The organism is Amycolatopsis sp. NPDC104819 (assembly GCF_055583145.1).
Window position 1 is genome coordinate 44,247 of record NZ_JBVJON010000008.1, and the last position, 22,736, is coordinate 66,982.

Consider the following 22,736-nt stretch of genomic DNA (forward strand, 5'->3'; position numbering starts at 1 on the left):
TCAGTGCGGAGGGGCGCGCCCGCTCACCGGCACCGATGATGGGGGCATGCGAATCGACGTGCTCGGGACCGTGCGGGCGCTGCGCGACGACGGAAGCCCGCTCGAGCTGGGCGGGCCCCGCCATCGCGAGGTGCTGGCCCGGCTCGTCGCCGCCGAGGGCCGGCTGGTGACCACCGACACCCTCGTCGACGACCTGTGGACCGACCCGCCGGCCCGCGCCGTGGGCGCGCTGCGCACCTTCGTCGCCGCCCTGCGCCGCGCCCTCGAGCCCGACCGGCCACCCCGCACGCCACCGCGGGTGATCGTCACCGAGGGGCCCGGCTACGTCCTGCGCCTGCCGCGCGAGGACGTCGACGTCCACCGGTTCGAAGACGCCCTGACGCGGGCCCGGAACGACCCCGCCGCCGGGCCCGACCTCGGCGCGACCCTGGCGGCGTGGCGCGGACCGGCCTACGCCGACGTGCCCGGGTCCGCATGGGCGCTGCGCGAACGGGCCCGCCTGGAAGAGCTGCGTCTCACGGGCGTTGAGCTGCGAGCCGGCATCCTCCTCGACGCCGGGGACGGGGCCGAGCTCGTGGCCGAGCTCGGCGCCCACGTCGCCGAACACCCGTGGCGCGAACCGGCCTGGGGGCTGCTCGCCCGGGCCCAGCACCGCGCGGGCCGCCAGGCCGACGCGCTGGCCACCCTCCGCCGCGCCCGCACGATGCTCGTCGACCGGCTCGGGCTCGACCCCGGACCCGGCCTGCGGCAGGTGGAAACGGAGATCCTCACCGGCGCCACGCCCGCGTGGACCGGCACCCGGCTCGGCCCGCGCACCACCGTGGATCTGGCCCGCACCCTCGCGCTGGCCGGCGGCGACGCGCTCGTCCACTCGCGACGCGACCGCCTCGCCGCGATCCGGGCCGCGGAACGCACCGGGGACCTCCGGCTCACCGCTCGCATCATCGGCGCCTACGACGTACCGGCCATCTGGAGCCGGGCCGACGACCCCGGGCAGTCGCAGGCCGTCGTGGCGGCCGCTGAGCGCACGCTGAGCGCGCTCGGCCCGGACGGACCCGCCGACCTGAGAGCCCGCCTCCTCGCGACGGTCGCCGTCGAAAGCCGCAGCGCCGGCCTGACCGAAGCCGAGCTGAAGCACGCCCGGCAGGCCGCGCGGGAGGCCGAGGCACTGGCCCGTGACCGGGCCGATCCCGCCCTGCTGGTCTTCGCGCTCAACGGCGTGTTCCTGCAGTCCTTCACCCGCCCCGGGCTCGCGGCCGACCGGGACCGGATCGGCGCCGAGATCCTCGAGCTGGCGACCCGGCACGACCTGCCGAACTTCGCCGTCCTCGGCCGGCTCATCCGGTGGCAGTCCGCCTCGGCCTTCGGCGACCTCAACACCGCGGCCGACCATGCGACGGCCGCCGAGCGACTCGCTGCCACGACCGAGGCACCGCTCGTCTCCGTCCTCACGGAATGGTTCCGGGCCCGGGCGGCAGCCGCCCGCAGCACCGAACCGGGCGGCCCGACCGCCGCCGCGGCCGCGGCGCGGTACCGTGCCGCGGAGGACGCGCTGCGGACGGCCGGAATGCCGGGCCTGCACCGCGGTCTGTTCCCCCTCGCCCTGCTGGGGCTTCGGCTGCTGCACGGCCGTTCCGCGCCCACCGACCCCCGGCTCGACTGGGGCCCGTACCGCCCCTGGACGCAGCCGCACGTGCTGCTCGCCCAAGCCCGGACCGAAGAGGCGCGCACCGCCCTCGCCCAAGCACCCGAACCGGCCCGCGACCACATGCAGGAAGCGATGTGGTGCCTCACCGCCCACGCCGCGACCCGCCTCGGCGAGCGCGAAACCGCCGCACGCGCCGCGGCGGCGCTGCGCGACGCCGGCGCGGAAGAGGCCGGCGCCGGCAGCGGGATGCTGACCCTGGGCCCGGTCAAGCGGTACCTGGTGGACGCGGAGACGGGCACGAGCGCGCGTTGACCGTCGTCGCGCAACCACTTCTCCGTGTCACAGGACGCCGGGCTATCTCGTCTCGGGGTTGTAGCCACTGAGACGATCACGGAGGAGCACACGATGGACGCGCGACTGAACTACGTCACCGGCCCGAACCCGAGTAAAGCCCTCAAGTACTTCATGTCGGCGGGCATGGCACTCAAGGACTACCCGCTGCCGGCCGTGACGCAGGAGCTCGTGGCGCTGCGCGTGAGCCAGATCAACGGCTGCGCCGCCTGCATCGACATGCACACCAAGGACGCCGCCGCGGCCGGGGAGACCCCGGTGCGGCTGAACCTGGTTGCGGCGTGGCGGGAGGCCACGGTCTTCACCGAGGCCGAACGCGTCGCGCTGGAGCTGGCGGAGCAGGGGACCCGGGTCGCGGACGCGGCCACCGGCGTCAGCGACGAGGTCTGGGCGCGCGCGACCCGGCACTACGACGAAGAGCAGCTCACCGCCCTGGTGATGCTGGTGTCGTTCATGAACGCGGTGAACCGGCTGAACATCATCACGCGGCAACCGGCCGGCGGCTACGAAGTCGGGCAGTTCCACTGAATCGACCGAATGACGCGAGGGGGAGCCGACGTGAGCAAGGTCGAGGAGTTCGAACAGCTGCGGCCGCTGCTGTTCTCGATCGCCTACCGGATTCTGGGCAGCGTGGGCGAAGCCGAGGACGCGGTCCAGGAAACCTGGCTGCGCTTCGACGGCTCGGCGACCCGGCCCACGTCGGCCAAGGCCTTCCTGTCCGCCACGGTCACGCGGATCTCGATCGACGTGCTGCGCTCCGCCCGGGTCAGGCGGGAGGAGTACGCCGGGCCGTGGCTGCCCGAGCCGCTGCTCACCGATCCCTATCAGGATCCGGCGCGCTCGGCGGAACTGGCCGACTCGGTGTCGATGGCGGCATTGCTGCTGCTGGAGCGGCTCAGCCCGCTGGAGCGGTCGGTGTTCGTGCTGCGGGAGGTGTTCGGCTTCGGCTTCGACGAGGTCGCCGCGGCGGTGGAACGGTCGGAGGCGGCGTGCCGGCAGCTGCTGGTGCGGGCGCGCCGGCACATGCAGGCCGGACGGCCGCGGTTCGAAGCGGACCGCCGGGAGCGCCAGGAGCTGGCGGCGCGCTTCTTCGACGCCCTCCGCGAAGGCGATGTCGCCCGCCTGCAGGATCTGCTCGCCGCCGACGTGTCGATGGTCGGCGACGCGGGCGGCAAGGCCCCGCAGCTGGCCAGGGCCGTCATCGGAGCCGGGAACGCGGCCCGGCTGCTCGCCTCCGTCGTCCCCCGGCTGACCGAGATCGACGTGACCTTCGAGCCGCACGAAGTCAACGGCCAGCCCGGAGCGATCTTCGGCGACCGGGACGGCAAGGTGCTCCTGATCCTGGCCCTCGAGGTGCGCGACGGGCAGATCCAGACCATCCGCTCGGTGCTCAACCCCGACAAGCTCGGCCACCTCGGGCCGGTCGCCGACGCCTGGGCCGTCGACCGTGCGGTGAAGCAGGTTCGCCGGAAGTCCTCCGCCGGCGGCTAGGACCAGGCACTCATGGAACGCGCCGTTCAAGACGCCGGCTGGGCCGTGATCGTCGTGGTCGGGGTACAGGCCAGTCCGAGTTCGCGCAGGTCACCGCCATCGTGACGACCTGCCCTCCGCCGGCCGTCACCGAGCCGGGCAGCTCGCGATAGGCCTGGCGGGTCGTGCCGAGGTCGTAGGCGGCGAGCTGGGTGTCGCCCAGGCTGCCCCGTACCGAACCCCGGTCATCCATCTGCGGCCCGGACACCCCGGGGTACGCCGTGCCGGTGATGGTCAGCCGCGTCGCGGCGGGGTGAGCCGCACCGCCGAAGCGCCCTGCCCGTGACGGTCACACCACCTCCCTCGGAGCGAGCCCGGCCTTGACCGTCGCACGCTCTCGTCAGCGGCCGGCCGCGCTGGTGGTTTCGGCGCCGCGGGACTGGCGCTCAGCGTCCGCGCGGTCGTCTGATGTGCGACGGAAGGGAGCGGCCAGCGTCGCCACGATGTGGCGTCGGTTGCGCAGCAGAGCGGCCAGCGCGATCGCTGCGTAGACCGCGGACAGGACGTATCGGGCGGCTTGCCCGGGAATCGTGAACTGCACCGCGAACAACCCGAGCAACGTCCACGCGGCCCAGCGGGGGAACCGCAGGGCCAGCAGCGCCGCGACGCCGAGCAGGGTTTGCGTGGCGGTCAGGAGGAACTCCTCGACCTGGCGCCCGTCCAGGTGGAGGGCAGCGCCTCCGCCGCCGGCCAGGTAGGCGATCGGGAGGCTGCCGACGAGCAGGGTCCACTGGTTGACCTTGCTGGAGATCAGGGTGCCGATGGCGTCGTCACACCTGCCGCGGATCGCGAACAGGATCGCCACGATGAACTCGGGTGCTTCCGAGGCCAGCGGAGCCAGCCACTGCACCAGCAGGAATCGGTCGATGCCCAGCTGGGTGCCGGCGGCGATCAGGTTGTGCGCGAACGGCTCGGCGCAGGCGAGGATGACCGCGGCGGCGAACACGAACAGCGTCACGACCAGGATCCGGCGCGAGCGCTTGGGCAGGGCGCCGATCGTGGCGGCCGGGCCGACCAGGTGCGGCTCGGCCGCCTCGGCGCGGGATACTTTCCACAGGTAGAACCCGAAGAACCCGAGCAGCGCGAAGCCCAGCAGCAGGGGGATCTGCCCACTCGCGGGAATCACGAAGGCGACGACCGAGGCGATGGCGAGGAAGCCGAGTTCGACGCGATAAGGCGAGTCCAAGGTCAGCTCGCGCACCGTTCTGCCGGTGCGCCTCTTCGCGATCGCCAGGCCGATGAGCACCACCAGCGACCATCCCAGGCCGAGCAGCAGCCGGTTGGAACCCGTCATGTTGGCCGCGGCGTAGGCGACGTACTCGGGGTTCGACCCGGCGGTGTAGGCGAAGTACAGGTCCACGGCGTACTCGGGCAGAACCGCGATGACGGCGAGGATCGCGATCGCCAGCCCGCCGGAGATGTCGGCCTGCGCCGCCTCGGCGGCCCAGGCCAGGACGAACGACGCGGCAACCACGGCCGTGCCGAACACCAGCAGCCCGATCACCGGACTCGGCTCGGCTCCGGTGACGCGCAGCGTCAGGGCCGGGATGACCAGGGCGACGCAGAGCCCGATCGGGCGCAGCAGCTTGGCGAACATGGAGCGGTTCCTTTCCTGGACGCGCGTACGCCTCGCCGCGACGTCCAGGGGTCTCGGCCAGGCACGGACAACCGGCCGAAGGTCTCGCCCACCCGCACGGAACGGGTGCCACCGCCGGAGAACCGGGTTCTCAGTGTGTCGACAGTGGACTCGCGGGCTACTCCCCTTCGGAACAACCACCACACCGTGACCGCCGGCATCGGGTTACCGCAACCGTTGATCAAGACCGCCGAATCCCGGATGTTCGCTTTCGGCAGGTCCACGGCGCGGTTTCGGCAGGGCGAACCGGCAGCGACTGCGAACCTCAACCGGGCGCTCCGCCGGGCGAGTTCGTGGTCGGCGATCCGCAGAGTCGGTCCGTCGCCGTGGTCGGACCGCGGTGCGGGCCGTCGCCGCGACCGCACACAACTGTGCGTCGGATCACCCATGCGCACGGTCGGTGGGGTGTTGCAGCCGCGCTTCGTGTCATCGCGGACGGCGGCACTCTCCGACCAGGCGTTCCAGCGGCGGATCCGGCAGCTGAGCCCGAGTGGCTACTGGGCGGTTGTACAGCCGTCGATCGCCAGGGCCGCCCCGGTGAGGAAGGTTGCCTCGTCGGTGAGCAGGTAGGCGACGAAGCCGGCGACCTCGCGTGGATCGGCCACTCGTCCTGCCGGGTTGGGCGCGAAGAGCTCGCTCGCGGGGCGTTCCGGTGGTGCGTCGAGCAGTGCCCGGTAGAGGGGTTGCCGGTGACGAGCGCGTTGACTCGCACCCCGCGGCCGGCCCACTCCAGCGCCGCTGACCGGGTCAGGCCGACGACGCCGTGCTTGGCGGCGGTGTAGGCGGGCATGCCGGGAACCGCGGACACCCCCGCGGTGGAAGCGTTGTTGACGATCGCCCCGCCCCCGGCCGCGTGGATGGCGGGGAGCTGGTGTTCGAGGCCGTGGAACACGGTGGTCAGGTTCAAGTCGAGCTCTGCGCGCCAAGCTTCGGCGGCGATCCGGTCGAGTGGTCCTCGCGCGACCACGCCACCAGCGTTGTCGACCGCGGAGTCCAACCGGCCGAACTCGGCCACCGTGGTGTCGACCGCCGCCGCGACATCGTCTTCCACGGTCGCGTCACAGCGGACGAACAGCGCCCGCCCACCACGCGCGACGATGTCGGCGGCCAGCCCCTCGCCGAGCTCGACGCGCCGGCCCGTTCCCGGTCGGACATCGTTGTGTCGGACATCGTTGCGCTCCTGTCTGGGCCCCGCCGCGCGGCGCCGTGGTCTGTCGGCCGGAACTCCGGTTCGGCACCGCCGATTCCGGCTGGCACCAGTTCTAACGTGGGCGCTTCACCGAAAGCGCCTTCGACGCGCGCAGCCTCGGGTACTCGGGCAGCCGCGGCTCGTGCTTCTGGGTCGTGATCACCGCCTTCTCCACGACGGGGCGCAGCACACCGGAGGTGACGACGCGGTGGAGCGCCCGGGTGACGACCAACCCGGCCGACGTCATCGGGTGCATCAGCCGGGGCATGCCGGGCGCGAGAGCTTGCGCGCTGTCGACGTAACGGCGCAGAAGGCGCTCGTAGCGGGCGAAGGCGCCGGTGGGGGTGCCACCCGGTTCGCGCAGGCTGCGGCCCAGCTCGCCGGCGAGCACGTGCGCGCCGACCAAAGCCAGCGTGGTGCCCATTCCGGTCGGCCCGGATCCCCACGCGGCGTCGCCGAGCACCCCGATCCGGCCTTCGCTCCACCGCGACATCACCACCTGCCCCCACCGATCGGTGTAGAACTCCTCGGGCCGGGCCGCGAACCCGTCGAGGATGCGCTCGGTCTGCCAGCCGGCCCCGCGGAAGCGCTCACGCAGGTGGTCGATCTGGGCTTCCGCGGGCAGTGCATCGAACTTCTCCGACCGAGCGGGGAAGCTCAGGCTGGCGCGGATCGTGCCGACGTTGTCCGGGCGGGCGTTGACCACCCGCCCCTGCGTGGTGGTCATGAAGTACCACCAGTCGTCGTCCTCCGGACGGCGGTCGATCGTGCCGAAGGCGACGTTCAACCCCTTGTCCCGGTACGTGGTCTGCTCGGGCAGGAGCAGCCGCCGGGTGCGGGAGGTGCGCCCCTCGGCGAGGAGCAGCAGCTCGAACCGCTCGCGGACACCGGAGTCGAACCGCACGTCGACCCCGGTGGCGTCCTGCTCGGCGCCGGCGACGAAATCGCCGTAGCGGATCTCGACGTCGTCGGCGATGCTCCCGAGCAGGATGCCGGCGAGCTCACCGCGCAGGATCTCCAGCTCGGCCGTGGGGCCGTCGCGGCCCTCCTGGCGCGCGACCTCGGCGTAGACGTGACCCGTCTCGGTGATGAAGCGGGTGCCGGCCTCCCCGGTGAGCCTGCCGAGCACGGCGTCGCGGATCCCCATGCGGTCCACGATTTCGTGGCCGAGACCGCGGATGTCGATGTTTTGCCCGGCGGTGCGGCGGCGCGGGGACCGTTCGAGGACGACGGGCTGGAAGCCCTCGCGCACCAGCCCCCAGGCGAGGGCGGGGCCGGCGATGCTGCCGCCGGTGACGAGGACGCGGGGACGGGCCTGATCGGACACGAAGACTCCTTCATCGTGAACTAGTTACATCATCAAGCTACTTCACTGGATGATATGTTGCCACGCGAACGAGGAGGTTTCATGGCCGACGAGCGAGCACCCGACCAGCGCGTGGTGCCCCAATTGCGGGAGTTCGCCGCCGCCGGCGACGAGCTGGGGAGGCTGTTCGCCCGTACCAAGCGGATGCACACCACGGACGCCGCCGCCATGGTCGCGATCCTGACCGCCGAGGACCAGGGCGCCCCCCTGACGCCGGCCCGCCTCGCCGAGCACGTCGTGCTGACGACCGGAGCCACGTCATCGCTGCTCAACCGGCTCGAAGAGGCGGGACACATCATCCGCACCCGCGGTCACAGCGATCGCCGGGTCGTCACGTTGCACTCGACGCCCGCTATTCACGCCGCGGCCGACACGTTCTTCGCCGGGCTGGCGCAGCGCCAGAACGCCGTGCTGGCTGAATACACCGAAGGGGAACTGACCCTGGTCGAGTCGGTCGTCGACCGGCTGACCGCGGTGATCAAGGATTTCGTGGACCACCCGCCGGATGGCGCCTGACCAGGTCGAGCCGGGCACAGCTCCGTCCGCGATCGCCGATCGAGTAGCTGACGGTCACGGGTGAGCATCCTCTGCCGAGGCCGGCCGGGCGGAGCCGGCTCGAGGCCGAAGCCCCTGACCGCGTCGTGCCAGGGCGACCTGGGAGAAACTTGGAGGCGCATTGGCGTGAGATGCCCATCTGGGCGGCGACGTGGGCGGGACGTCGGTGCGGGGACGGGTCCTTCTGCTCGGCGGACGTGTTGGCCAAACTCCACGTCCTCCCGCTGAAAGACCCGCCCTCGCTTCAGGCCCTCGCCCGCGTCACCGACGTCACGACCCGCCGCACCTAGCTGGTGATCGCTTTGTAGGCCAAGAAAACACCCACTGCCGCGAAGCCGAGGCCGAGGGAGCCGAGCGCGACGCCACCCGCGACGGCAGCCGCGCCTCCCGTGGCCGCGAGAGAACCGCCACCTCCGAGAAAGACGCTTGCCATCTCAAACGCACTCCCGGCGCCCATGGCCAAGCCCCAGGGCAGCATTCCGTTGGTCTCGGCGCCAGTGGGATCGCTGTTGTTGACGGGGTCGGACTTGCTGTAGGCGTAGCTGTTGTCTTCCTGGTGCGTGGGGTCGGGCTGGTTGAACCGCGCGAATGTCGTGTCGTAGTAACGGTAGCCCAGGAGGTACAGGTTGTTCTTCAGCTGGTAGGCGCCGATGTAGCGGATGGGGTTGGTGGCGGCGATGGCGGCGTCACCGGTGACGGTGAGCTGGCCGTAAGCGTCGTACCCGTAGTTGGAGACCTTGTTCCCCTTGGTGTCCAGCAGGGCCACGACGCTGCCCTGGTAGTCGGTGATCAGGTTGTAACGCGCACCGTCGGCGGTCTTCTCGGTGACGACCTTGCCTTTCGAGTCGCGGTTGTAGTTCGCCGTCTTGCCGTCCAGTACCTCGGAGGTCAGGCCGAGCGCGGTTTGGGTGAACGCGTGCTGGTAGCTGGTGGTACCGGGCTTTTCGGTGATCCGGTTGGGCTGGGTGTTGTCAAGGGTGTTGTAGTGCGCGGCGAAGCCGCCGTCGCCGGAGATGAGCTGGTTGGTGGCGCTGTAGGCGACGTTGCCGGTTCCGTTGCCAGTGAGGTTGCCGTTGTCGTCGTAGGTCCACTCGCGCCCGTTGCCGGCCGTGGCCTGGTTCGCGGCGTTGACGGTGAACGTGACGTCGTTGCGGCTGGTGACGTTGGCTGCCGTGTCCACGGTGTAGGAGTTCCCACCGGATCTGGTGAGACGGTTCATCGCGTCGTAGACGTAGTCGGTTCCGCCGGTGTCGGTCGTCTTCTTCCGGAGCAGTCCCGAGTCGGTGCCCTTGGTGGTGGTGTAGCTGTAGACCTGGTGCATGATCTGGGTGCCGCTGGTGTTCTTCACGACGTAGCCGGTTTCGCGGTTGGACTTGTCGAAGGTCACCGTCTGGGTACCTGCGCCGGGGAACGTGGTGGAGGTCCGGTTGTCGGCGTTGTCGTAACCGAAGGTCGTCTTCTGTCCTTGCGGGTCGGTCATCGACGTGTTCCGGTTCGCCGCGTCGTAACCGTAGCCGGTCACCCCGTGGGTGTCGTCGAGGCTGGTGAGGTTGCCGACGAAGTCGTAGCTGTAGCGGACAGTCTCGTCGACACCGGTGTCGCTGTCCTGGCGGCGCTGCGTGGTGATCGAGTCCGACACCCATCGATCGAAGGTCGACGTCAAGGTGACGGAACCGACCTGGGAGTACTCGAGAGCACCGTCGTGGGTGTAGCTGTAGGTGGCCAGGAGCGTGCCACGGGCGCCGTTCCCGGTGTCCTGGTCGACCTCGACGACGCGGTCGAGCTTGTCGTAGTAGTAGTTCAGCTGCACGCCGTTGCCCTGCACGACCGCGGTCGGGCGGGCCAGGGCGTCGTAGTGGTACGTGGTCTTGCCGAGCGGCGCAGGCGGGGTGATCGCGGCGAGGTTGCCCGCGGAGTCGTAGTCGAACGACGTGGTGTGCCCGTTGCCGTCGGTGCTGGCGTGGACGGTGCCGTTGACCTGGTTGTAGGTGTTGACCTTGAGGTCCTTGTTCAACCCGTCCGAGTGCGCCTTGGTCAGGTTGCCCGCCGGGTCGTAGGTGGCGCTGGACTTGTTGCCCTCGGTGTCGGTGTAGTTCGTCGGCAGGCTCGGGTTGCCCGCGTCGCCGTAGCCGACCACGTTCTTCGCCCCGGTGGGCAGGGAAGACCCGATGAGGTTGTGGTGGGCGTCGTAGGTGTTGGTGGTGTTGTTGCCCAGACCGTCGGTGGTGGTGTCCACGTCGCTGTTGGCGGTCCACTTCGTGGACTTCGCGTGTCCCAGGCCATCGGTGGCTTTCGTTTGCCGCCCGGAGGTGTCGTACTCGAACGTCGACTTGTTGTTGTTCGCATCGGTCTCGGTGGTCTTGTGGTCACCGTAGGACCAGCGCGTGGTCAGCGGGCCCTGCGCCTTGTTGGTGCTCACCAGTGCGGTGAGCCGGTGCTGGTCGTCGTAGGTGAGCTCGTAGCGCACCCCGCCCGGGGTGGTGTAGGTGGCCAGCTGGCCGTTGTTGGTCCAGGTCTGCTTGGTCACCTGGCTGTCCCGGTCGCTGAACTCCACGAGCCGGCCGGCACCGTCGTAGGTGTAGGTGCCCGCGACGGTGCCGGTCGGGTCGGTGATCTTCGTGACGCGGCCGTTGCCGTCGTAGCCGAAGGTGGTGACCCGTCTCTGCGAGTCCGTCACCGACGCGGTCGTGCCGTCGCTGTAGTAGTTGTAGGCGTTCTGGTTGCCGTTGCGATCGGCCTGGCTGGTCAGCCACCCCTTCGCGGAAAACGACCACACCTGGTTCTTCTGCTTCGCCGTCGGTTTGAACGCGAGCGTGTAGGTCCCGCTCGTCGCGTTCTTCGTCAGGGTCGCCCCGACACCAGGAGCATCCGCGTAGGAACCGTCGGAGTTCCGGGTGAACGTGGCGCAGTACCCGGAATCCCCGTGCAGCACGACATCGCTGCCGCTGAACGACAGGCCGACGTCCTGCCCGACCGACACGGTGGTGCCCACGCCGAACGCGCCGCGGTTGGCGCGCGAGTTGTAGGTGTGGTCGACCGAGAGGTCGATCCCGGTCCCCTTCATCGTCAGATCCCGCGTGTCGACCACCACGTTGCCGCTGTAGCCGTCCACCAGCAGGCTGGACCGGTCCGTCAACCTCCGCTGTTCCAACGGGTACGACGGCAGAATCCCCACCTGTGTGTCCACGCAGTCCGCCACGTTCGCCTGCGGAACCGCCCGCGGCGTCGGCGCTCCCCACTGCACATCCGGCGGCGCACCACCCGAAGCCTTGCGGTTCACCGTCGTCGGCGCGATCCACGCGTCCTTCGACACCGGCGTCGTGTGCACCGTCCCATCCGGACGGTGACCGTCCGGCGCGGCCGACACCGGAGCCGGCACCGTCAAGGCGGCGGTCACCGCCAAAACCGTCGCCCCAGCGGTCGCGCGCAACGCGGCGCGCGAGGATCTGCTCGTTTTCATCGTTCTCCCTCATCGGGCGGTCTCTCCGGGTGCTCGGTCCGCGACCGGGCGGCGTAGCGCGCGTCAGGCCGGTCCGGCACCCGGCTCCGGCAGAGCACGACGAGCACAACGAAGAAACCGCGTTTCATGGTGAATCCCCCGAAGACGTGCCGGCGTGGTTGCCGCGCGGGCACTTCCGAAACGTTAAACGCAGGTGAATCCCCCACCCAGGATTCGATGGAGCCTTAATCGACGCTCGCCCTATGCTCGCCCCATGACGTCACCGTGGTTGAGCGCGTCCGACCTCAGCAGGTTGCGCTTCGCCCAGTCGCCGCTGATCGAGCTGGTGGAAAGCCTCTGGCTGCTCGCGGTGGGCCGGGGCCGTCCGCCGTTGCGCGACTGGCACCGGCGGGCGCGCGGACGCGTGTCCGCCGCGGACCTGGCTCTGCTGAGCGCGGTCATCCCCGGGCAGCCGATGATCGCGGACTTCCTGGTCACCGAGCAGGCGACGGACATCGAACAGCAGCTGGCCGGCCTCGCCGCGGGCCCGCCGGAGGTGATGCACGCCGACCTCGCCGAGGTGTGGGCCGGCCTGGTGCCGCCCTCGATCCTGCGCGAGCTCACGCCGAGCCGGGTTGCCGACGCCCTGCACGCGTACTGGACGGCCGTGGTCGAGCCTGGCTGGCCGCTGATCCGCGCCGTGCTGCAGGACGACATCGCCTACCGCACCCACCGGTTCACCGCGGGTGGGACGGCGGCGGTGTTCGCCGACCTGCACCCGGCCCTCGCCGCGGGCACCCCGGCCTCCCTGCCGGAGTCGGCGCAGGCCGGAATCCGGCTGGTCCCCTCGGTGTTCGCGTGGCCCGCCCTGCTCGTCGCCCCGGGCCGGGCGGGCCCGGTGAGCCTGGTCTACGGCGCCCGCCGCGCGGAAACCCTGTGGGAGGCCGACGGCGATCCCGGCGACGACGCGGTCCGCGCCTTGCTCGGCCGCACGAGAGCAGCCGTCCTGAGCCGCCTGGTGCTGCCGATCACGACGTCCGAACTGGCGGATCAGCTGGGCCAGAGCCCGGCCACGGTGAGCCACCACCTCGGTGTCCTGCGCCAGGCGGGCCTGGCGACGGCGTGGCGCTCGGGCCGGTTCGTCCGGTACCAGCGCACCCCGCTGGGCAGCAGCGTCCTCGTCGCCGGGGGTGGCACGCTGCCGGGCCCGGCTTAGTCCTCGGTCGCGGCGAGGAGGCTCGTCGCCACTGCAGAGCGCTGGTGAAGCACCTGACGTCCGGTGCGGTACGACGTCACCAACCCGGCCCGGCGGAGCACGCCCAGGTGCTGGCTGACGGCAGGGGCGCTCACGCCCACCAGCGCGGCGAGGCCGGACGTCCCGCTCGGGTGTTCCAGCCTGCGCAGGATGTCCGCACGGGTGCGGCCGAGCAGCGCGCTCAGCGGGTCCGCCGCGCTGTGGGTTCCGTCCCAGACCGTGGCGGCGGCGCGGCAGCCGTACGTGATGTCCGCGGGGTGGCCGGGCTCGACGGTGCAGATCAGTTCCGGCCACGAGAACACCGACGGCACCAGGCACAGCCCGGCGCCGGCCAGCCGGTGGTCGACGTGGTGGTGCGGCTTGTCGATCACCAGCGTCGCCCCGACGACGCTGAGCTCGTGGTGCAGGTCGGCCAGCATGCCGTCGAGCCCGTCGGCCGCGAGCCTGGTGGCCCGGTAGGCGACGTCGTCGCGCAGCACGGACTTCATCCGCCGCCAGTGCGGCTCGATGAGCAGTGTCCAGTAGCTGTGCAGCACGTCGGCGATCCGCCGACCGGCGCCGTGGTCGGCGAGCAGTGCGGCCAGCTGCGGTGGCCGCCGGCCGGGCCAGACTGCGAACAGGTCGTCGCGGAGCCGGTTGCCGGGGTAATCGGCGATCGCCTGCAGGTGCTCCTCGATCGTGACCGCGTGCCCCGGCCGCTTGACCAGGAAGTCGGCGATCATCCCGCCCCGGGGGAGCACCAGCGCCAGCAGTTCCGTGTCGAGGACGCGGACCCGGTCCCGTGATTCGGCGTACCACTCCCGGTGAGGCGGCCGCGGCGAACCCGAGAACAGCATGCGCCCGCTCTGGACCACTTCCACCAACGGCGAGAAGTCGAACCGCGTCCGTTCCAGGTCTTCCGTGGCCAACCGCAGCCGGATCATGTGGCAGATGGTAGGTGACGTCGGTCGCCGCCACCGGTCGCCGTGATCAGGCCCCGGCGAGCAACCGGTCGAGCACCCGGTCGAGACCGAAGGCGAACAGCTCGTCGTCCGGCCACCCGGCATCGACGAACCCGGACGTGCTGAGAGTCGGGTAGCGCTCGGCGGATTCGAGGATGTGCGCGCGCACCTTGGTGATCGCGGCCGGGTTCTTCAACCGGCGCCAGGTGGCGTCCGCCAGCGACGCTCCGAGCACGAACCCGGCCAGGGTGCGGGTTGCGGCCGCGAGCTCCAGCCCGGTCAGCCCGGCCTGGACGAGCTTCGCCTGGATGAACTCGGTGCGTGCCAGCACGTGGGGTCCGAGCAGCGGGCGGCCGAGCAAGGCGGGCGACCACGGATGGGCGAGCATCGCGGCGCGCCAGCCGACGAGCAGCGTCCGCAGTCCTTCGAGGGGCTTCGAGTCGGCCGGAGGTACCGGTACTTCGCCCACGATGTGATCAAGCGCGAGGTCGAGCAGGTCTTCCTTGGTCGAAACGTGCCAGTAGAGCGCGGTGGACGTCACCTCGAGCCGTTCGGCGAGCTTGCGCATCGTCAGCCGATCCGCGCCCGCCGCGTCGAGTTCGGCGATCGCCGCGGTGATGATCCGCTCCAGGGTGAGCGGTGTGTTCCGCCTCGGCGGTCGCGGCGGCTCGTCCCGCAGCCAGAGGACGTCGTCGGTCATGTCCGAGCACCTTACGCACCGGCAGTTGACTTATCATTGGTAAGTTACTATAACATTGATAAGTCAACCCCGTGAGCAATCGAAGGTCCCATGACATCCCCGGCCATTCCGAACCGCCGGCTCGCGCTCGGTGTCCTGAACCGGGCGCGGCTGACGGTCACCCTGGACACCACGACGACCGTCAACGGGGTGGTCACCGCCTACGCACTCGTGTTCGGCAGCTTGCTGCCGGGAAGCCGTCTCGGCGACCTCTACGCCGCAAACGCCGGTTCACCACCGGCGTGTTCGCTTCGCCGCCGCGCGTCCGTTCTCGGCGGCGCCGCGCGCAACCTCGTCCTCCTGCCGGTCGCTCAAGGCGCCTTCGCTGCCATCCTCGCCCCCGGCCTTGGATCGCAACCGAGACGCGTCCTACCTCACCGTCGGGATCTCCGTAACCGGCGGCTTGGCGGTGTTCCTGTTCGTCACCCGCTACTTCGCCATGCTCTCGGCCGATCTCTTCCGCGGCGGTCCGCTCCCGGTCGCCCCTGGCCCTGTCCTCACCCACTGACCGATCCGAGGAGACACATGTTCACCGACAAGGAAATCCGGTACCTGCACGACCAGCCCCTGTGCCGGGTGGCCACCGCCCAGCCCGACGGCACCCTCCAGGTCAGCCCGGTCGGCTTCACCTACAACCCCGACACGCAGACCATCGACCTGATGGGCCTGCACCTCCGCAAGAGCCGCCGCTTCCGCAACGTCGCCGACAACGGCCGCATCGCCCTCGTCATCGACGACGTCCCCAGCACCGACCCCTGGCGGGTCCGCTCCCTCGAGATCCGCGGCCACGCCGAGGCGCTCACCGACGTCGAAACCCCCGGCCACCACGACAACGCGATGATCCGCGTCCACCCGAAACGCATCATCGCCATCGGCGTCGAAGACTGGGACGTCGACTACACGAAGCAGACCCCGAACAGCCGCAACGTCTGACAGGAGACGATCACCGTGAAAGCCATACAGTTCCAGCAGTACGGCGGCCCCGAAGTCCTCCAGATCGTGGACCTGCCCGACCCGCACCCCGGCCCCGGCCAGGTCCGGATCTCCGTCCGCGCGGCCGGGATCAGCGCCAGCGACACCAAGATCCGCCGCGGCGAACTCAGCTTCGGCGCCACCCTCCCCCAGACCACCGGCGCCGACGTCGCCGGCATCGTCGACGAAATCGGCGACGGCGTCACCGACGTCACCGTCGGCGACCGGATCTTCGGCATCTCCGACAACCAAGCAGCCGCCGCCGAATACGCGCTGCTGACCTACCGGGCGCCGATCCCGCCGTCGCTCGGGTTCGCCGACGCCGCCGGGATCCCCGCCGCCCTCGAAACCGCCACCCGCGGCCTCGACCAGCTCCACGTCAGCGCCGGCACCACCCTGTTCGTCAACGGCGCCTCCGGTGGTGTCGGCACCGCGACCGTCCAGCTCGCCCTCGCCCGCGGCGCCCGGGTCATCGGCTCCGCGAGCGCCCGCAACAGTGGTTTCCTGAGCACCCTGGGCGCGAAACCGGTGGTCTACGGCGACGGCATGACCGACCGCGTCCGCGCGCTCGCTCCCGACGGCGTCGATGTCGCCCTCGACGTCGCCGGAAACGGCGTGCTCCCGGAACTGATCGCGCTCGCCGGTGGCGAGGCGAAGAACGTGATCACCGTCGCCGACTTCGCCGGCGCCGAAGCCCACGGCGTGCACTTCAGCAACGGCTTCGCCGACGGCAACGCCTTCCACGCCCTCGCCACCATCGGCGAGCTCGTCGAAGCCGGCAAGTTCTGGCTGCCGGTCGAACGAACCTTCCCGCTCGCCGACATCGCCGAAGCCCACCGCGCCGCCGAAACCGGCCACGTCCGCGGCCGCCTGGTCCTCATCGTCAACTGAAGGAAATCCCATGAACGACAACGAATCCGCACCGCCGACCTCGTGAGCACTGGTCACGGGCTCGGCCAGCGGGATCGGGGCACCGACACCCGCACGACCATCGGACTCCGCACCGGTCACCGCAACTACCCGGCGCACTCCCGGAGTCGCCCGCAGCAAGCGAGCGAGACGACGGCGGACACCCTCGCGCGCGTCGCAGACCAGAATCGCGGACATTCCGGGTTCAGGCGACGCGGGCACCGGTCGTGGTGGTGAAACGCAGCTCGACCCGGGTGGGCAGGGCGTCCAGGTCGAGAGCCTGGCACAGTCGCGGCACGCCCTCGTCGCGGATGCGGTCGCGGATCGCGGCGGGGTCGCCGTCCTGCTCGACCGAGACGACCGCGAGCAGCTCGGGGCGGTCGCGGGACCCGGTTAGGGATGCCGTCGCGGTGCGGACGCCCGGGTAGCCGCGCAGCTCCTCGGTGAACGGCGCGACCGCCGCGGTCGTGGCGAGCTCGGTGCTGCCCGCGTCGGGATCGGCCTCGAACCGCCAGGTGCGGTTGCCGGGTTTGCGGACCAGCTGCGCGGCCAGCCACCGCAGCCCGGCCAGCGCGACGACGATCCCGGCGGCCGCGGTCACGTACCACGCCCAGGTCGGGGGCAGCGCGGTGCCCGGCACGACCGGCCGGTCCGCGCCGAGGACGGGGAGCCAGTGGAAGCGGATCGCGGCCGGAATCGCGCCGGCGGCAAGCAAGAGCAGCCCGAGGATTGCGAGCAGGGTGCGGTTGAGTCCGGCGGGACGGTTCACGACGTGCTCCTCACTGCGCGGAGACGGACCTTGACCTCGGGACGGCGGACCGGGCCGATCCGGTCCAGCCGCTCCGCGACCGCGACGCGGACCGCGTCGGCGATCCCGTCGGGGCGGGTGCGCCGGGTCTGCACCCGGACCCGGACGCTGCGGCGCCGCACCTTCAGCCGCACCTTGTCCACGCCGTCGACCCGCGCCGCGGCCGCCCGGAGGGTGGAGCCGAAGCTGTGGCGCGAAGCACCCGCGTCCAGGTCACCCCGCAGCGGAAGCACGATGAGCTTGCCCGGCAGCATCGCCGCGAGCACCAGGACCAGACCGAGCAGCGCGACGGCCCCGCCGGTGATGACGACGGGCAGGTCGGCCCAGTGCAGGTCGTGCAGCCGCCGCGCGGTGGCGCCGTAGTCCAGCCACGGGCGCTCGCCGACGATCATCTGGATGGCCACGACCGCGGCGAGCGCGCCTGCCGCGACCAGCACCAGGGCGGTCAGGGCGGCCGGGGTGCTGCGGCGGGGGCGGCGTTTCACGAGACCCTCCTCGAGGCCGTGGCCGGCGGGTGCAGCGCGGCGACGGTGATGTCCACCCGTTCGACGGCGAGCCCGGTCAGCTCGCCCACCCGCGCACGCAGGTGGGCCCGCGCCTGTTCGGTGGTGCGGGTGACCGAGGCCGGGTAGGTGATGGAAAGCCGGGCGGCCAGCCGGACCCGGTCGCCGTCGACCTCGGCGTCGACCTTCACCGAGCGGCCGGTGTCTTCGCCACCGAGCGCGACGCCCAGCACGCGCCCCGCGGCGCCGCCGACGTCGTCGATCTCACGGGCGGCGTGCGCGGCGATCCGTTCGACCGCGTGGCCGGCGATGACCAGTGCACCCCGCTCTTCGGCGGGCACGGTGGTGGTCACGGCTCAGCCCCGGTCCCGGCCGAACAGCTGGCCGAGGTCGATCTTGCCGTCGAGGTGACGGCCGATCAGGAACCCGATCGCGCCGAGCACGAGCACGGCCAGGAACGCGCCGAACCCGCCGAGGGCGAGGGCGAGGCCGAGCGCGAGACCGGTCAGCAAACCTGTCCTGGTGGCATTCATGGGAACCTCCGTCAAGAAGTGGTGGGTGCGGCCACGTCGCCGACGAACACGCGCAGGGGACGGTCGAGCGGGCCGAGCGCCGAGCGGATCGCCGCCGCCGCCACGGAGGCGGTCACCGGGTAGCGGAGCACGACGCCAACGGTCACTTCGTCGTCGGCGACGCGGACCCCCGCGACGCGCCGGCCGGGCAGCAACGTCGCGATTTCCCCGATCCGGCCGCCGTGCGGGCCCGCCACTCCGGGCAGGCCCGCCACCACGGCGGCGATCGTGACGGCGTCGGGTGTCACTGCACCCGGCCGGTGTCGGCGCCCTGCTCGTCGGCGTCGTCGCCGGGCAGGTTGAGGTCGCCGACGGAAATGTTGACCTCGACCACCTCGAGGCCGGTCATCCGCTCGACGGCGGTGATCACGTTGCGCCGCACCGAGCGCGCGAGGTCGGCGATGGACACGCCGTACTCGACGACGACCTGCAGGTCGACCGCGGCCTGCTTCTCACCCACCTCGACCGAAACGCCCTGCCCCGCCGACGCGGTCGCGCCGGGGATGCGCTCGCGGATCGCGGAGAAGGCGCGGGCGGCGCCGCCGCCGAGGGAGTGCACGCCGGGCACCTCGCGGGTGGCCAGGCCGGCGATCTTCTGCACCACGGTGTCGGCGATCGTGGTCGCGCCCTGGCTGGTGACGAGGGCGCCGGTCGTGTCGGTGGTGGTGGCGGGGGTCTTCGTGGTCGTCTCGGCCATGGTGTTCCTCCTTCGTCGGGTGAACCGTTGTGCCGGAAAGACCCTGGGCGGGCCGGAATCGTCACGGCCTCGTTCGAGTGAACACGGTCACGCGACCGGGGAAATGACGAATGGGCCGCCTCGGTGTCTTGCTGGGTACGGCCGTCCACAGGGGACGGTGACCGGTACGGGAGGAGTGAAGACATGTCGTTGGGCGACAAGATCGGGAACAAGGCCGAGGACTTCGGCGGCAAGGCCAAGGAGACGGCGGGGAAGGTCACCGGGGACGACGAACTGCGTGCCGAAGGCCAAGCCGACCAGGCCAAGGCGGGACTGAAGGACGCGGTGGAGAACGTCAAGGACGCGGTCGGCGACGCGGTCGACAAGGTGAAGAACGTCCTGAAGAAGGACTGAGCCCGCTCGGGACCAATGGCCGGCGTGGCAAGAGGGAGCGCGCCGGCCACCACTCCATGAGCGGCGAGCGCGCTTCCGCTCGGACGAAGGCGGTGTCGAGCCCTTCGGCGGCAACCGCGAGGTACCGGTGCCCGTCCGCAGGCACCTCGATTTCGCACGACGCGGCACCGCCGAGCGAGGCTGTCGTCTTCATCGAGCTTGGGCGCTCGCCGGCGTGCGGTGTGTCGCGGTGTAGCGACGAGCGCGCCACTCCGTCGCGCCGATGAGCCCGGCCAAGGTCGCCGGCGCCAGTACGTTGGTCGCCACGACAGCGGCGGTGAGCGGGACGGTGTAGATCAGCAGGACCGCCGAAACCCCTTCGGCGAGCAGCCCGGCGGTCCACAGCAGAGTCAGCCGGCGGTGCAGCGCCCGGAATCCGGCCTCGGCGCCCCAGCGGCGGTCGAAGCCCGCCGGATCACCGCTGAGATCACGGCGAATCCGGGCGATGAGCGGCCGGCGGTTCACCAGTGACAGCGCGGCGAACACTCCGATCGCGCCGGTGACCACGAAGTCTTTCGCCAGCTCGAGCCGCGGATCGCCGGTGACCACCGCCACCGCGAGGCCGAGCGTGAAGCGGACCAGCACCAACACCCCGAGAGCGGTCAGCTCGCGCCGGCGGACGTACTGGACGGCCAGCACGACGACCGACACCCCCGCCGCGCCCACCAGCGCCCACACCGGCGTCCAGCCCACGGTCGTGAGCACCAGGTAGGCCCCGACAGGCACGCCGACGTTCTCGGCCACCGCGGCGAACAGCCGCAGCCACGAGCGGCTCATGAATGCGCGGTGCGTGCGGCGATGAGCTTGTACAGCAAGGCATTGAGCATTCCCGCCTCGTACGGAGCCAGGCCCAGGGCGGCGGGTTCGCCGGCCGCGCGCAGATCTGTTTCGGCGGCGGCCAGCACCTGCTGCCCGGCCTCGGTCAAGCGCACCGGCAGCGGACGTCCGCGACCACCGGGACCACGCCGCTGGAGCAGGTCACGCTCGGCGAGCTGGGTGATGACCGCGGTCATGCTTTGCGGGCGGATCAGCACCCGGCGGGCGAGTTCGGCCTGCGTCAGGTCGGGTGCGGCGGACAGCTGGGCGAGCACCCCGAACTGGACCGGGGTCAGGCCGTGGCCGGCGAACAGCTCGTACAGGTCGCGGGAGACCACGTGGTAGGCCTGCACCACAGCCCAGGCCGGAATGTCAGTCAGGTCGGACACACCGACCACACTATCAGAAATTAGATACTTTTTGCGGAACCATCAGCCAGTCTTGCCTGAGACTATCAGTTTATGGATACTTGTCGGATGTCACACGTGGTGATCATCGGGGCGGGAATAGGTGGGCTGGTCCTGGCGCAGGGGCTGCGAGCGGCGGGGGTGCCGGTGTCCGTGCACGAGCGCGACACCGACCTCGCGGCCACCGGCGGGTATCGACTGCACCTGAACCCCGGGGCGCTGGCGGCGCTGCGCCGACGTCTCCCCGCTGCGGTGTACCAGGCCGTGCTGGCCAGCGCGGCGCCCGGAACCTCCTTCCGCCAGTTCGCGGTGCTGGACCACCGGTTGCGCACGCTGGCCCGGATCCCGCGTGGCGAGGACGGCGAGCACGTCATGATCGGCCGGGTCCCGCTGCGCCTGCTGCTGGGCCACAGCCTGGCCGACACGCTGGTGCTGGGGTCGACGTTCGAAGCGCTGGCGCACAACGACGACGGCACGGTCACCGCCACCTTCGCCGACGGCACCAGCGAGACCGCCGACGTGCTCGTCGGCGCCGACGGAGCGCGCTCGCGCGTTGCGGCCGCGCTCGCCGGACACCCCACCGCCCGCCTCCTGCCGGCCTCCGGCTCGGCCGGACGCGCCGCTCTCACCCCGGAGCTGCGCGCGGGACTGCCGGCCGACCTGCGCGCCGGGCCGGCGTTCGTGCTCGGGCCCGACGGCACCGTGCTGTTCCTGGCGCTGCACGACCCGGCCACAGCCGCGATCGCCGCGGACGCCTGCCGTGAAGTGCCCGCGGTGACAGAATCGCCGTACGTGGCGTGGGGCATCGTCGTCCCGGCGCCGCTGCACGGCACCGCACTGGCCGGCGTCGAGGCCCTGGCCTCGGCACGGGAACGCCTGGCCGGGTGGGCGGGCTGGCTCACCGGTCTGCTCGAGGCGTCGGAGACCGGCACGATCACGCAGTTCCCCTACTACGCGGCCGACCCGGACACCGATCCGACCCCCTGGCCGACGCGGGCCGCAACCGCGCTCGGCGACGCCGTGCACGCCGTGCCTCCCACCGGCGGCCGGGGCGCGGCCACGGCCATCCGCGACGCCGACCTGCTCGTCACCCACCTGCTCGGCAACCCGGGGTTCACCGCCGTGCCCGTAGCCCTGCACGACTTCCAGCAGGCGATGGCCGCCTACGCGCCCGCGGCGGTGCGAGAGTCCGTCGCGCCGCTGCGCTGGCAGCGGCGGCTCACCTCCCGGGTCGGACGTCCTCTGCTACGGACGCTGCTCCCCGTCGCCGGCGCCGCGGCGAGCGCCGTGGCCGCGATGTCGGCGGCACGTGCGGAATCCACCCGCCGATGACTCGGCGTTCCCCCCGCCGCGCGGCAGCGCGCGGTCGTGGCCTCACGGGTACGCGCCGGACAGCCGGAGTCCACGAAGTCCGGCCCGCCGTTCCCTTAACCGTCGGAGGGCCCATTGGACGCTTCCGCCCCACTTCAGCCGACAAACCGTGAAATGGTCTCCAACATTCGATGCTGTCAACAGTTAATCAACTTCACCCGCATATACATCAATAAGTCACCGCACTTTCCGGTCGTAACAACATCGATCGCGCGGCCGACTGAGCCGGAGAGGTCTGCAGGTCAAGCAGCGGCGGCAGCCCGAAGTCTTTGCCCGGAGGCGCAGAGGGGGCGTAATGCAGTCGCGCGTTTTCGACCTCGGAGCTGTCCGGAAAGATTCCGTGGTGACCGTCGTGCTGGAAGCGTCGGCGAACGTCAGGCTCATGACCAAGGCGAATTTTCGGGCCTACCAGAAGAAACAGTTCTACAAAATGCTCGGCGGTGTCGCCCTCACTCCGATGTTCAAGCTCACGATCCCGTCGAACGGGCACTGGGTCGTGGTCATCGACGTCCACGGGCTGACCTCACCCCTGTCGCGAACCCAAGTCCAAGTCGACGAAAAGCTGTGACAGCGCTGAGGCGCTGCGCACCCGCGTACGTC

At 71.1% G+C, this 22,736-nt stretch carries 25 protein-coding genes and 1 pseudogene; 11 read left to right on the forward strand and 15 right to left on the reverse strand.

Annotated features, from left to right (window positions below):
* The first annotated feature begins 46 nt into the window (after window positions 1–46).
* From ACZ63E_RS25675 to ACZ63E_RS25685, 3 genes are all read left to right on the forward strand, one after another.
* Window positions 47–1,960 carry a BTAD domain-containing putative transcriptional regulator gene (locus ACZ63E_RS25675; RefSeq protein WP_465338647.1) on the forward strand — a complete coding sequence of 638 codons (1,914 nt, stop codon included), beginning with the start codon at window positions 47–49 and terminating at the stop codon, window positions 1,958–1,960.
* Window positions 1,961–2,053: 93 nt separating this feature from the next.
* Window positions 2,054–2,527: a carboxymuconolactone decarboxylase family protein gene (locus ACZ63E_RS25680; protein ID WP_465338648.1), complete on the forward strand. Its 474-nt coding sequence runs from the start codon at window positions 2,054–2,056 to the stop codon at window positions 2,525–2,527.
* A 30-nt stretch (window positions 2,528–2,557) separates the two neighbouring features.
* Window positions 2,558–3,490 carry an RNA polymerase sigma-70 factor gene (locus ACZ63E_RS25685; protein ID WP_465338649.1) on the forward strand — a complete coding sequence of 311 codons (933 nt, stop codon included), beginning with the start codon at window positions 2,558–2,560 and terminating at the stop codon, window positions 3,488–3,490.
* 379 nt (window positions 3,491–3,869) lie between these two features.
* On the opposite strand, the gene ACZ63E_RS25690 is transcribed toward ACZ63E_RS25685, so the two are convergent.
* From ACZ63E_RS25690 to ACZ63E_RS25705, 4 genes and pseudogenes are all read right to left on the reverse strand, one after another.
* Window positions 3,870–5,126 carry a sodium:proton exchanger gene (locus tag ACZ63E_RS25690; protein WP_465338650.1) on the reverse strand — a complete coding sequence of 419 codons (1,257 nt, stop codon included), beginning with the start codon at window positions 5,124–5,126 and terminating at the stop codon, window positions 3,870–3,872.
* 533 nt (window positions 5,127–5,659) lie between these two features.
* On the reverse strand, window positions 5,660–5,893 hold the full coding sequence (locus ACZ63E_RS25695) for an SDR family oxidoreductase (protein ID WP_465338651.1): 234 nt from the start codon (window positions 5,891–5,893) through the stop codon (window positions 5,660–5,662).
* Window positions 5,845–6,291 (reverse strand): annotated as a pseudogene (locus tag ACZ63E_RS25700) (SDR family NAD(P)-dependent oxidoreductase); the annotation flags it as partial. The pseudogene ACZ63E_RS25700 and the gene ACZ63E_RS25695, both read right to left, overlap by 49 nt.
* Window positions 6,292–6,427: 136 nt before the next feature.
* Complete coding sequence (locus ACZ63E_RS25705; RefSeq protein ID WP_465338652.1) at window positions 6,428–7,681, reverse strand: FAD-dependent monooxygenase; 1,254 nt, start codon at window positions 7,679–7,681, stop codon at window positions 6,428–6,430.
* Window positions 7,682–7,762: 81 nt separating this feature from the next.
* Here ACZ63E_RS25705 and ACZ63E_RS25710 point away from each other — a divergent pair, with 81 nt between their 5' ends.
* Window positions 7,763–8,236: a MarR family winged helix-turn-helix transcriptional regulator gene (locus tag ACZ63E_RS25710; protein WP_465338653.1), complete on the forward strand. Its 474-nt coding sequence runs from the start codon at window positions 7,763–7,765 to the stop codon at window positions 8,234–8,236.
* Window positions 8,237–8,561: 325 nt separating this feature from the next.
* On the opposite strand, the gene ACZ63E_RS25715 is transcribed toward ACZ63E_RS25710, so the two are convergent.
* Window positions 8,562–11,735, reverse strand: a complete 3,174-nt coding sequence (locus ACZ63E_RS25715) for an RHS repeat-associated core domain-containing protein (protein WP_465338654.1) — start codon at window positions 11,733–11,735, stop codon at window positions 8,562–8,564.
* A 253-nt stretch (window positions 11,736–11,988) separates the two neighbouring features.
* Here ACZ63E_RS25715 and ACZ63E_RS25720 point away from each other — a divergent pair, with 253 nt between their 5' ends.
* A complete protein-coding gene (locus ACZ63E_RS25720; RefSeq protein WP_465338655.1) occupies window positions 11,989–12,930 on the forward strand; it encodes an ArsR/SmtB family transcription factor in 942 nt (313 codons plus the stop codon).
* Here the strand turns inward: ACZ63E_RS25720 and ACZ63E_RS25725 are convergent.
* Together ACZ63E_RS25725 and ACZ63E_RS25730 are read right to left on the reverse strand one after the other, a co-directional pair.
* Window positions 12,927–13,892 carry an ArsR/SmtB family transcription factor gene (locus ACZ63E_RS25725; RefSeq protein WP_465338656.1) on the reverse strand — a complete coding sequence of 322 codons (966 nt, stop codon included), beginning with the start codon at window positions 13,890–13,892 and terminating at the stop codon, window positions 12,927–12,929. The genes ACZ63E_RS25720 and ACZ63E_RS25725 overlap by 4 nt on opposite strands.
* A 46-nt stretch (window positions 13,893–13,938) precedes the next feature.
* Window positions 13,939–14,610 (reverse strand): TetR/AcrR family transcriptional regulator, encoded by a 672-nt coding sequence (locus ACZ63E_RS25730; RefSeq protein ID WP_465338657.1) that lies wholly within the window; start codon window positions 14,608–14,610, stop codon window positions 13,939–13,941.
* 385 nt (window positions 14,611–14,995) lie between these two features.
* On the opposite strand from ACZ63E_RS25730, the gene ACZ63E_RS25735 reads away from it, so the two are divergent.
* Genes ACZ63E_RS25735 through ACZ63E_RS25745 form a run of 3 tightly spaced genes read left to right on the forward strand, consistent with a single transcriptional unit; the run spans window position 14,996 to window position 16,512 of the window.
* Complete coding sequence (locus tag ACZ63E_RS25735; protein WP_465338658.1) at window positions 14,996–15,157, forward strand: hypothetical protein; 162 nt, start codon at window positions 14,996–14,998, stop codon at window positions 15,155–15,157.
* Between the two features lie 17 nt (window positions 15,158–15,174).
* A complete protein-coding gene (locus ACZ63E_RS25740; protein WP_465338659.1) occupies window positions 15,175–15,582 on the forward strand; it encodes a PPOX class F420-dependent oxidoreductase in 408 nt (135 codons plus the stop codon).
* Between the two features lie 15 nt (window positions 15,583–15,597).
* Window positions 15,598–16,512, forward strand: a complete 915-nt coding sequence (locus tag ACZ63E_RS25745) for an NADP-dependent oxidoreductase (RefSeq protein WP_465338660.1) — start codon at window positions 15,598–15,600, stop codon at window positions 16,510–16,512.
* A gap of 223 nt (window positions 16,513–16,735) precedes the next feature.
* Here ACZ63E_RS25745 and ACZ63E_RS25750 read toward each other — a convergent pair whose 3' ends face one another.
* The 6 genes from ACZ63E_RS25750 to ACZ63E_RS25775 are packed head-to-tail and all read right to left on the reverse strand — an operon-like array spanning window position 16,736 to window position 19,110.
* The gene (locus ACZ63E_RS25750; RefSeq protein ID WP_465338661.1) at window positions 16,736–17,299 is read right to left on the reverse strand and encodes an alkaline shock response membrane anchor protein AmaP; all 564 of its coding nucleotides are present in this window, start codon (window positions 17,297–17,299) and stop codon (window positions 16,736–16,738) included.
* Window positions 17,296–17,823 carry a DUF6286 domain-containing protein gene (locus ACZ63E_RS25755; protein WP_465338662.1) on the reverse strand — a complete coding sequence of 176 codons (528 nt, stop codon included), beginning with the start codon at window positions 17,821–17,823 and terminating at the stop codon, window positions 17,296–17,298. The genes ACZ63E_RS25750 and ACZ63E_RS25755 overlap by 4 nt, the downstream gene beginning before the upstream one ends.
* Window positions 17,820–18,194 carry an Asp23/Gls24 family envelope stress response protein gene (locus tag ACZ63E_RS25760; protein WP_465338663.1) on the reverse strand — a complete coding sequence of 125 codons (375 nt, stop codon included), beginning with the start codon at window positions 18,192–18,194 and terminating at the stop codon, window positions 17,820–17,822. Before ACZ63E_RS25760 ends, ACZ63E_RS25755 begins: the two co-directional genes overlap by 4 nt.
* A 3-nt stretch (window positions 18,195–18,197) precedes the next feature.
* Window positions 18,198–18,374: a hypothetical protein gene (locus tag ACZ63E_RS25765; protein WP_465338664.1), complete on the reverse strand. Its 177-nt coding sequence runs from the start codon at window positions 18,372–18,374 to the stop codon at window positions 18,198–18,200.
* Window positions 18,375–18,385: 11 nt separating this feature from the next.
* Entirely contained in the window at window positions 18,386–18,661 is a 276-nt protein-coding gene (locus ACZ63E_RS25770) for a hypothetical protein (RefSeq protein ID WP_465338665.1), read from the reverse strand.
* Window positions 18,658–19,110, reverse strand: a complete 453-nt coding sequence (locus ACZ63E_RS25775; protein ID WP_465338666.1) for an Asp23/Gls24 family envelope stress response protein — start codon at window positions 19,108–19,110, stop codon at window positions 18,658–18,660. Before ACZ63E_RS25775 ends, ACZ63E_RS25770 begins: the two co-directional genes overlap by 4 nt.
* A 183-nt stretch (window positions 19,111–19,293) precedes the next feature.
* Here ACZ63E_RS25775 and ACZ63E_RS25780 point away from each other — a divergent pair, with 183 nt between their 5' ends.
* Window positions 19,294–19,503, forward strand: coding sequence for a CsbD family protein (locus ACZ63E_RS25780; RefSeq protein ID WP_465338667.1), 210 nt, complete (start codon window positions 19,294–19,296; stop codon window positions 19,501–19,503).
* A 189-nt stretch (window positions 19,504–19,692) separates the two neighbouring features.
* Here the strand turns inward: ACZ63E_RS25780 and ACZ63E_RS25785 are convergent, their stop codons facing one another.
* Both ACZ63E_RS25785 and ACZ63E_RS25790 read right to left on the reverse strand, forming a co-directional pair.
* Window positions 19,693–20,319, reverse strand: coding sequence for a VC0807 family protein (locus ACZ63E_RS25785; RefSeq protein WP_465338668.1), 627 nt, complete (start codon window positions 20,317–20,319; stop codon window positions 19,693–19,695).
* Window positions 20,316–20,747, reverse strand: a complete 432-nt coding sequence (locus tag ACZ63E_RS25790) for a MarR family winged helix-turn-helix transcriptional regulator (protein ID WP_465338669.1) — start codon at window positions 20,745–20,747, stop codon at window positions 20,316–20,318. The genes ACZ63E_RS25785 and ACZ63E_RS25790 overlap by 4 nt, the downstream gene beginning before the upstream one ends.
* Window positions 20,748–20,834: 87 nt before the next feature.
* Between ACZ63E_RS25790 and ACZ63E_RS25795 the strand changes: the two genes are divergently transcribed.
* Complete coding sequence (locus ACZ63E_RS25795) at window positions 20,835–22,097, forward strand: FAD-dependent oxidoreductase (protein ID WP_465338670.1); 1,263 nt, start codon at window positions 20,835–20,837, stop codon at window positions 22,095–22,097.
* Window positions 22,098–22,431: 334 nt separating this feature from the next.
* Window positions 22,432–22,704: a DUF1883 domain-containing protein gene (locus tag ACZ63E_RS25800; RefSeq protein ID WP_465311043.1), complete on the forward strand. Its 273-nt coding sequence runs from the start codon at window positions 22,432–22,434 to the stop codon at window positions 22,702–22,704.
* The last annotated feature ends 32 nt before the right edge of the window (window positions 22,705–22,736 follow it).

Coding starts and splice junctions, on each gene's coding strand:
- ACZ63E_RS25675 (WP_465338647.1), top strand. CDS start 47: ATGCGAATCGACGTGCTCGGGACCGTGCGGGCGCTGCGCGACGACGGA.
- ACZ63E_RS25680 (WP_465338648.1), top strand. CDS start 2,054: ATGGACGCGCGACTGAACTACGTCACCGGCCCGAACCCGAGTAAAGCC.
- ACZ63E_RS25690 (WP_465338650.1), bottom strand. CDS start 5,126: ATGTTCGCCAAGCTGCTGCGCCCGATCGGGCTCTGCGTCGCCCTGGTC.
- ACZ63E_RS25710 (WP_465338653.1), top strand. CDS start 7,763: ATGGCCGACGAGCGAGCACCCGACCAGCGCGTGGTGCCCCAATTGCGG.
- ACZ63E_RS25715 (WP_465338654.1), bottom strand. CDS start 11,735: ATGAAAACGAGCAGATCCTCGCGCGCCGCGTTGCGCGCGACCGCTGGG.
- ACZ63E_RS25720 (WP_465338655.1), top strand. CDS start 11,989: ATGACGTCACCGTGGTTGAGCGCGTCCGACCTCAGCAGGTTGCGCTTC.
- ACZ63E_RS25725 (WP_465338656.1), bottom strand. CDS start 13,892: ATGATCCGGCTGCGGTTGGCCACGGAAGACCTGGAACGGACGCGGTTC.
- ACZ63E_RS25730 (WP_465338657.1), bottom strand. CDS start 14,610: ATGACCGACGACGTCCTCTGGCTGCGGGACGAGCCGCCGCGACCGCCG.
- ACZ63E_RS25740 (WP_465338659.1), top strand. CDS start 15,175: ATGTTCACCGACAAGGAAATCCGGTACCTGCACGACCAGCCCCTGTGC.
- ACZ63E_RS25765 (WP_465338664.1), bottom strand. CDS start 18,374: ATGAATGCCACCAGGACAGGTTTGCTGACCGGTCTCGCGCTCGGCCTC.
- ACZ63E_RS25775 (WP_465338666.1), bottom strand. CDS start 19,110: ATGGCCGAGACGACCACGAAGACCCCCGCCACCACCACCGACACGACC.
- ACZ63E_RS25780 (WP_465338667.1), top strand. CDS start 19,294: ATGTCGTTGGGCGACAAGATCGGGAACAAGGCCGAGGACTTCGGCGGC.
- ACZ63E_RS25785 (WP_465338668.1), bottom strand. CDS start 20,319: ATGAGCCGCTCGTGGCTGCGGCTGTTCGCCGCGGTGGCCGAGAACGTC.
- ACZ63E_RS25795 (WP_465338670.1), top strand. CDS start 20,835: ATGTCACACGTGGTGATCATCGGGGCGGGAATAGGTGGGCTGGTCCTG.
- ACZ63E_RS25800 (WP_465311043.1), top strand. CDS start 22,432: ATGCAGTCGCGCGTTTTCGACCTCGGAGCTGTCCGGAAAGATTCCGTG.